The organism is Flavobacterium sp. (genome assembly GCF_036759525.1).
Classification (GTDB): domain Bacteria; phylum Bacteroidota; class Bacteroidia; order Flavobacteriales; family Flavobacteriaceae; genus Flavobacterium.
This window is the reverse complement of sequence record NZ_DAIOUN010000003.1, coordinates 202,626-211,228: the sequence shown is the minus strand read 5'-3', so window position 1 is coordinate 211,228 and position 8,603 is coordinate 202,626. Positions and strand designations below refer to the sequence as shown.

Below are 8,603 nucleotides of genomic sequence, written 5' to 3'. Positions count from 1 at the left end.
TAGGTGCTACTACTCCATCCTATGATTTAGAAACGGAAATCGATGAAAATTTTTCTATTGATCATATTAATGAATCATTGATAAATCAAATTTTACCGCAATTTATTGGCGAAATTGACCAAAAACCACCCGTTTTTTCGGCCATCAAAAAAGATGGAATTCGTATGTATGAACACGCTCGTGCCGGAGCAGAAGTTGAAATGCAAAGCCGAAAAACCACCATTCATGAGTTTGAAATTACCAGAATAGCTCTTCCTGAAGTTGATTTTAGAGTCGTTTGTAGCAAAGGAACGTACATTCGTTCTTTAGCAAATGATTTCGGAAAAGCACTAAATTCCGGTGCTCATTTAACAGTTTTACGACGCACAAAAATTGGCGATTATTCAGTTGAAAATGCAGTTTTGCCAGAAAATTTTGAGAATAAAATCAAAGGAAATGACTAAGCACATACTATTTTTTCTACTTTACAGTTGTCTTGTTTTTCCACAAAAAACCACTTTGAGAAGTGGCGATTTATTGTTTCAAAAAATGAATTGTGGCGAATTGTGTGATGCCATTCATGCCGTAACCGAAGGTTATCAAGGCAATGATTTTAGTCATTTAGGTTTAGTTGTTATCGAAAATGATTCTATTTTCATCATTGAAGCAGCCGGAAATGCCGTTCGGAAAGTGACGTTGGAACAGTTTTCAAAAAACACACAAACCACGATGTTTATTGGAAGAGTAAAATCAAAATATCAAAAACTGATTCCGCAAGTGATTTCATTTGCCAAACAGCAAATCGGAATTCCGTATGACGATGATTATTTATACGATAATGGAAAATATTATTGTTCCGAATTGATCTATGATGCTTTTTTGAAGGCTTACGGAAAACCCTTTTTTGAATTGCAACCCATGACCTTCAAACAACCGGAATCGAAAGCGTTTTTTCCAGCTTGGGTTGAATATTATCAAAATATAAAAGTAGAAATTCCTGAAGGTGAACTGGGTTGCAATCCGGGCGGAATTTCCACTTCTGATAAAATTAAAATTGTGGGAAAGTTAAACTAGTTGCTTTTCAACTTTTTCAACCAAAGCCATAATTTCATTTTGCGTACTTATGCCTTTATCATGCAAATACCATTTTTGCAATTCGGTTTTGGCCGTTTCATCTACAACGCCGTGTTGAGCTTTATAGTCTAAAATTAAATTTTTAGCACCTTCGGGTCGTGGTCCCCAATCGCTTAAAACGGTTAAGGTTTCGGCATCCAAAATCAATAATTTCGGAATGGCTTTCCCGCCATTGGTCAAAAACTGATTCATCAATGCTTCGTTTTCATCGCGTAATACAATTCTAAAATCAATTTTTTCTGAAAGTTCTGCCATTTTGTGGATAATGGGTACCAATTGAGCGGCATCACCACACCATCCTTCAGAAATCACCAACCAAATGTAATGGGATTGTAAATTTTGTAATGATTGTGTAACTTCATTCGTTATTTGAATCGTTTTCTCCAAACGATTCATACGAACTTCATTCAGTTCACTATATTTAGTTAAGGCATCAGATTGCTCACTCCCGGTAGATTTGCCCTCTTTCAATAAATCAGAAACCAATGCTCTATATTGCGTGTAGGATAAACTTTTTTCAATACTTTCTAATACAATGTCATACATAATGAGAAAATTTAAAGCACAAAAGTAGTATATATTTTAATTAAACTCTGTAACCTACATTACACTAAATCAAAAAATACCGTATTTTTGGGAATCAAACATCCTAAAATGAATAGACAGGGAAAACAAATTGGCTTAGTACTTTCGGGGGGTGGCTCCAAAGGCTTGGCTCATGCCGGTGTATTGCAATTTTTGGAAGAAAAAGACATTCGCCCATCTCAAATTGCCGGCACAAGTGCCGGATCAATTGTTGCCGCACTATATAGCTTTGGAAAAACTCCCGAAGAAATACTGGCTTTTTTCCAATCCATTTACTTTTTCCATTGGAAACATTTCACCTTTTCAAAAGCCGGAATTATTGACAGTGACTCATTTAAAAAATATTTTACCGATATTTTTGGCAATTGTACCCTAGGTGAATTAGACATTCCCATTCATATCACAGCTACCGATTTGGTCAAAGGAAAAATCAAAATTTTTGATTCGAATACGAAAATAACAGATGCCGTTTTGGCATCAAGTGCTTTTCCCGGAATTATTTCTCCCTATCAAATTGAAAACAATCTCTACAGTGACGGAGGAATCTTGAATCATTTCCCTACCGATATTTTACAAGGGCGATGCGAAATTATCATAGGCGTATATGTGAGCCCAATTCAAAAAATTGAAGCTAAAGATTTGAATTCTATTAAAGCGGTAACTTCAAGAGCATTTGATTTGCTTACAGCCAATACTACTTTACAAAAATTTACCCTTTGCGATTGGGTTATAGAACCCGAAGATTTATCCAATTACAGCACTTTTGAAACCAACAAAACCAAAATGCAAACTATTTTTGAATTAGGTTACGATGCTGCAAAAACAGCATACCAAGATTATAAATCATTATTTTAATTGAATTTTGCCTCAATCAAAGAAGCTATAAAATCAATATTTATTTATATTTGCACCACAAAAAACAACACATGAAATACAAAAGAATTCTTCTAAAACTTAGTGGTGAAGCTTTGATGGGCGAAAGACAATATGGAATTGACCCCAAAAGATTGGCAGAATATGCTCAAGAAATTAAACAAATTCACGACAAAGGAGTAGAAATAGCCATCGTAATTGGTGGTGGAAATATATTTAGAGGTGTTGCCGGAGCCAGTAATGGTATGGACCGAGTACAAGGCGATTATATGGGTATGTTGGCCACCGTAATTAACGGAATGGCGTTGCAAGGTGCTTTGGAAGAAGCCGGAATGTTAACCCGATTGCAAACCGCTTTAAAAATTGAAGCCATTGCCGAACCCTACATCAAAAGAAGAGCCGTTCGCCATTTGGAAAAAGGAAGAATCGTTATTTTTGGAGCCGGAACCGGAAACCCTTATTTCACAACAGATACGGCCGCTGTTTTAAGGGGCGTTGAAATTGGTGCGGATGTCATATTGAAAGGAACCCGAGTTGATGGTGTGTACAACGCCGACCCTGAAAAAAATAAAGATGCTGTAAAATTTGATTATATTTCTTTTGAAGATGTTTTAAGCAAAGGACTAAATGTCATGGATACCACTGCTTTTACATTAAGTCAAGAAAACAAATTACCCATTATTGTTTTTGACATGAACAAAGAAGGTAATCTATTAAAAGTATGTAATGGAGAACCTATTGGAACAACCGTTACCATTTAAATTGATAATAAAAATTCAAGACAAAAAATAAAGTTATGACGGAAGAAATTGAATTCATAATTGATACTGCAAAAGAACACATGAACGGTTCTATTGCCCACTTGGAAAAAGAATTTTTAAATATTCGTGCCGGAAAAGCTTCACCTCAAATGTTGGGTGGTGTTTTTGTAGATTATTACGGCTCTCAAACACCACTTTCTCAGGTAGCCAATATCAATGTGCCCGATGCTCGAACCATCACGGTTACACCATGGGAAAAAAGCATGTTACATCCTATTGAAAAAGCCATTATGATTGCCAATTTGGGCTTTAACCCTATGAATAATGGTGACAACATCATCATTTCGGTACCTCCTTTGACAGAAGAACGCCGTAGAGATTTGGTAAAACAAGCCAAAGCGGAAGCAGAAGATGCAAAAATCGGGATTAGAAATGCCAGAAAAGATGCCAATACCGATATTAAAAAAGAAGAAAAAAATGGAACTTCTGAGGACATTTGCAAAACTGCAGAAGAAACCATTCAGAAACTAACAGATTCATACATCAAAAAAATTGATGAAATTTTGGCCATCAAAGAAGCTGAAATCATGAAAGTTTAAATAGAGAATCCACTTTAAAAGTGGATTTTTTATTTAAATCAAGTACTTTTGTAATTCGATTTTACTTTTTATGAGATATGCTGTCTTTTTGTGGTTTTTACTTGTGATGAATAGTCACGCTCAATACCATATAAATGGCATAGTAAAAAATCATTCAAACGGCAAGGGACTTCCTTTTGTGTCCATTGAAACCAGTGATAAAAAAACCGTAATCTCAGACGTTAACGGTAAATTTTTGATAGAGATATCCAAACCAAACACCACTTTAACAGCCCGGTATATTGGTTTTGAAACCCAAACTATTCCCGTTTCCTCAGAAGATTATGTCACGTTGGAACTTCTACCTTTGACAACATTTGACAAAGATTCTTTTTGGACATCAAATGAAAGTGAGGCTCAAAAAATGATTCAAAATGCTATTGCTCTTGAAGCAGAGAACAATCCACAAAAAAAATTAGATTTTTTTGAATTCAAAATTTACGACAAAATCTTAGTAACGGCAATACCGGATTCCATTCCTTTATTTCCTGAAACTCAAAATTTGGCAACTCAAAAAGTAGATTCCACTTTCTACAAATTCAAAAAAATGATGGAAAAACAGCACTTATTTATTGCTGAAAAAACATCTCTTTTGCAACACCAAAATCAGAAAACCAAAGAAACTGTTCTCGGAACCCAAATGTCGGGGTTTAAAAATCCGATTTATGAAATCATTGGATTTACGGTACAATCATATTTTATATACGACACACGATTTGAATTATTTGAAACCAAATATGTTAATCCGGTTTCTAAAGAAGGATTGAAAGATTACCATTATAAAATTTTAGATACTGTTAATTTACAAAACAGAAATTGCGTTCGTATTTACTTTAAGAATAAAAAGAAAATAAATCGTAAAGGTCTTGAAGGAATTATCTATTTGGATGCAGAAAATTTCGGGATTGCAAAAGCCAATTTTAGAATTCGAAGTCTTTTAGATATTACCACAAATCACGAATTTACATTTTTAAAAAACGAGAACATTTGGTTTCCGGCTTCCAATGAATTTAAAATTATAAAAGGCAAGAATGAAGATGATATAAAAATTTTAGGTGGAACTATATACTTTGAAGGCGAGTATGAAGAATTAGGATCAAAGAAAGGAAGCGACCCAACAGATTATGTTTATTTGTACTCTAAATCTCATATCTATGATGTAAAAACCAATTCTAAATTTGATATAAAAAGGAAATGGATTGGAATAGAAATCAATGAAAGTGCAACCACAAAAAACGAAACTTTTTGGACACAAAATCGAAAAGAAAAACTAGATGAAAGAGGCATAAACACCTACAAAGCCTTAGATAGCATGGCTTTTAAAAAAGGTTTAGAGTCAAAAATTTTCTTTGGAAGAAAAATAATCAACGGCTATTTTCCAGTGTCTTTTTTTGATATTGATTTGAGATATCTATTGAGTTACAATAATTTTGAGGGGTTTCGAGTTGGAATTGGTGGTATTACAAACGAAAAATTTTCAAAAAAATACCGCATAAACGGCTATACGGCCTATGGTATTAAAGACGAAACTTTTAAATACCAAATAGGCAATGCATTTCGAATAGGAAAAACATCAAATTCCTGGATAGGTTTGCAATACACCGATGATGTTCGAGAAATTGGAAGTACCAATTTTTTAATTGACAAAAGAGTTTTTAAAATTTACGACCCACGCCCCATCAACGTAAGTACATTTTACAATCACAAAACCTGGAGTTCATATATAGAAACCAAAATTATCCCAAAAACCGAAAGTATTTGGCATCTCAATCATTCCAGAATTGAACCGCTTTTTGATTATACCTTTTTTACAAACAACACATTTTACAATCGATACGACATGACAACGGCTTCCCTTTCATTGCAATGGAATCCGTTTAGTACTTTTATGCAAACTCCCAATGGAAAAATTGAAATTGACAAAAAGTTCCCCAAATTCACTTTCCAATTTACACAAAGTTTACCTGAATTTTTAAACAACGATTTTACCTTTAGCAAATTAGACCTTCGAGTGGAATATGAAAAGAAATTTATAAACGGGCAAAAATCGACTTTCTTGGTTCAGGGTGGGTTAACATTTGGTGAGATCCCTTTAACTCATCTCTACAACAACTCTCCCAATAATTTAGACCGTGATAATTTACTTCAAAGAATCACGGTGGCCGGAAAAAACAGCTTTGAAACCATGCTTTTTAATGAATTTTTCTCAAGCCGATTTGTAATGCTACATCTCAAACATGGATTTAAACGAATAACTCTTTTCAAAAAAGTAAAACCATCATTGGTTTTAGTAAGCCGAATGGCTTGGGGCGACATGGAAAACCCGGAACAACACCTTGGGTTAAACTACAAAACCCTCAACGATGGCTATTTTGAGTCTGGAATTGAATTGAATCAAATTTACAAAGGATTCGGACTTGCCGGATTTTACAGATACGGTCCAAATCAGTTTGCTCGCTTGGAAGACAACATAGCGATTAAACTTACTTTTTCTCTGGACTTAGGATTCTAATTTTGGATTAGGTTTTTAATATAAATCCCTATTAATATCCGCATTTTCAGTAAGATTTACTTACCTTTGCAAACTCTAAATTTAACTTATGGCTAAATGGTTTAGCGTGGGCTTTTGGGAAGCGATAGCCCGAATTATTTTACGAAACAGAATAACCATTCTTTCAATCATTCTCCTTTTTACCATTTTCCTTGCTTTGCAATGGAAAAATATGAGATTTACCTATACCGAAGCCAATTTACTTCCGGACCACCATCAAATAAACCAAGAATACAACTTGTTCTTAGATAAATTTGGCGAAGAAGGAAATCTGATTGTTATTGGCATTCAAGATTCTACTTTTTTCACCCCAAACCAATTTGCCCAGTGGGTTAAACTACATGAAAATTTAAAAAAAGCCAAAGAAGTAGAGCTTGTAATATCGGTAGAAGAATTACGAAAACTTCAAAAAAACGAAAGCAAGGAGGAGTTTGAATTGGTTCCTTTTATAGATAAAAACCAAATAAAAAAGGGAAAATACCTTTCTGAACGCGAAAAAGAACTATATGAAGAACTTCCATTTTATGAAAATTTAATTTTCAATAAAAAAACACAAACCCTTCGATCTGCAATATATTTAGACAAAAAAATTGTCAACACCAGTATCCGCAAAACATTTGTAGAAGAAACATTAATTCCGGAAATAGAAGCTTTTGAAAAGAAAACCGGAATTGATTTAAAAGTTTCCGGAATGCCTTACATTCGGACGCTTAACTCTCAAAATATTGTAGACGAAATTGGGGTTTTTATTGGTGCTGCTTTGTTAGTAACCTCATTGATTTTCTTCTTTTTCTTCCGAAGTTTTAGAGCCACTTTTATTTCTATGTGTGTGGTTATCATTGGGGTAATGTGGGCCTTCGGTACACTTGGCCTTTTGGGATTTGAAATTACGGTTTTAACTGCAATTATTCCGCCTCTTATCATTGTGATAGGCATTCCTAATTGTATTTTTTTAATTAACAAATACCAACAAGAAGTCAAAAACCATGGCAATCAAGCCAAATCTTTACAACGTGTAATTTCCAAAGTAGGTAATGCTACTTTAATGACCAATTTAACTACAGCTGCCGGTTTTGCAACTTTTATCGTAACAGATAGCGAACTTTTAACGGAGTTTGGTATTGTAGCATCACTAAACATTGTACTTCTTTTCATTTTATGTTTATTGGTAATTCCAATTATCTACAGTTTTATGCCTCTTCCTAAAGACAAGCATTTGCAACACTTAAATAAAGTTTACACAAAATCATTTGTAAATTGGATAGAAAAAACGGTTCGCCATAAAAACATTTCTATTTATGCCACATCTATTACTCTTTTAGTACTGAGTATTATTGGCATTTATCAAATTCGTATTTCGGGTAGTTTAATTGAAGATATGCCCAAAAAAGCAGGGTTTTTTAAAGATATTTTATTTTTTGAAAAAGAATTTGACGGTGTGATGCCATTGGAAATAATGATTGATACCAAACGTAAAAAAGGAGTTATGAAACTCTCCACTTTAAAAAAAATAGATGAACTGCAAGAAGTTATTTCAGAAATCCCGGAATTGTCCAAACCTATGTCGGTTGTAAATGTTGTCAAATATTCCAAACAAGCCTATTACAACCACAATCCGGACTATTACGAATTACCTACGGCACAGGAGCAAAGTTTTATTTTAACCTATGCCAAAAACACCACAAAAGATTCGGAACAAAATTTCATGAAAAGTTATGTTGATTCTACTGGCCAATATGCCCGAATTACAACTTTTATGAAAGACATTGGAACCGATAAAATGGAAAAAATTGAAGAAAAACTTTGGGAGAAAATCAATAAAGTTTTTCCGCCTGAAAACTACACCGTAACACTCACAGGAAAAGCCCTCTTATTTCAAAAAGGAACTAATTATTTGGTAGACAATTTGGTAATGTCATTACTATTTGCCATTGTTCTTATTTCTCTTTTTATGGCCTATTTATTCCGGTCTTTTAAAATGATTATTATTTCGTTAATTCCAAACTTACTTCCTTTAATCATTACTGCAGGATTGATGGGATATTTAGGTGTACCCATTAAACCCTCAACCATATTGGTATT

The 8,603-nt window shown here is 33.9% G+C and carries 7 protein-coding genes and 1 pseudogene; 7 read left to right on the top strand and 1 reads right to left on the bottom strand.

Features of this window, described 5'->3' with window-relative positions:
• Together V7M80_RS04060 and V7M80_RS04055 are read left to right on the top strand one after the other, a co-directional pair.
• A pseudogene (locus V7M80_RS04060) lies at positions 1-443 on the top strand (tRNA pseudouridine(55) synthase TruB); the annotation flags it as partial.
• The gene (locus V7M80_RS04055) at positions 436-1,053 is read left to right on the top strand and encodes a YiiX/YebB-like N1pC/P60 family cysteine hydrolase (protein WP_333694206.1); all 618 of its coding nucleotides are present in this window, start codon (positions 436-438) and stop codon (positions 1,051-1,053) included. The pseudogene V7M80_RS04060 and the gene V7M80_RS04055, both read left to right, overlap by 8 nt.
• Here V7M80_RS04055 and V7M80_RS04050 read toward each other — a convergent pair.
• The gene (locus tag V7M80_RS04050) at positions 1,045-1,659 is read right to left on the bottom strand and encodes a thioredoxin family protein (protein WP_333694205.1); all 615 of its coding nucleotides are present in this window, start codon (positions 1,657-1,659) and stop codon (positions 1,045-1,047) included. The two genes, V7M80_RS04055 and V7M80_RS04050, sit on opposite strands and share 9 nt — an antisense overlap.
• Before the next feature lie 108 nt (positions 1,660-1,767).
• Here V7M80_RS04050 and V7M80_RS04045 point away from each other — a divergent pair, with 108 nt between their 5' ends.
• From V7M80_RS04045 to V7M80_RS04025, 5 genes are all read left to right on the top strand, one after another.
• On the top strand, positions 1,768-2,553 hold the full coding sequence (locus V7M80_RS04045; RefSeq protein WP_333694203.1) for a patatin-like phospholipase family protein: 786 nt from the start codon (positions 1,768-1,770) through the stop codon (positions 2,551-2,553).
• Between the two features lie 71 nt (positions 2,554-2,624).
• On the top strand, positions 2,625-3,332 hold the full coding sequence (pyrH, locus tag V7M80_RS04040) for a UMP kinase (protein ID WP_333694202.1): 708 nt from the start codon (positions 2,625-2,627) through the stop codon (positions 3,330-3,332).
• A gap of 35 nt (positions 3,333-3,367) precedes the next feature.
• A complete protein-coding gene (frr, locus tag V7M80_RS04035; protein ID WP_333694200.1) occupies positions 3,368-3,931 on the top strand; it encodes a ribosome recycling factor in 564 nt (187 codons plus the stop codon).
• A gap of 70 nt (positions 3,932-4,001) precedes the next feature.
• A complete protein-coding gene (locus V7M80_RS04030; protein WP_333694199.1) occupies positions 4,002-6,482 on the top strand; it encodes a DUF5686 family protein in 2,481 nt (826 codons plus the stop codon).
• A gap of 88 nt (positions 6,483-6,570) precedes the next feature.
• Positions 6,571-8,603 (top strand): efflux RND transporter permease subunit (locus V7M80_RS04025; RefSeq protein ID WP_333694197.1); only part of this gene is annotated, 2,033 nt, incomplete at its 3' end.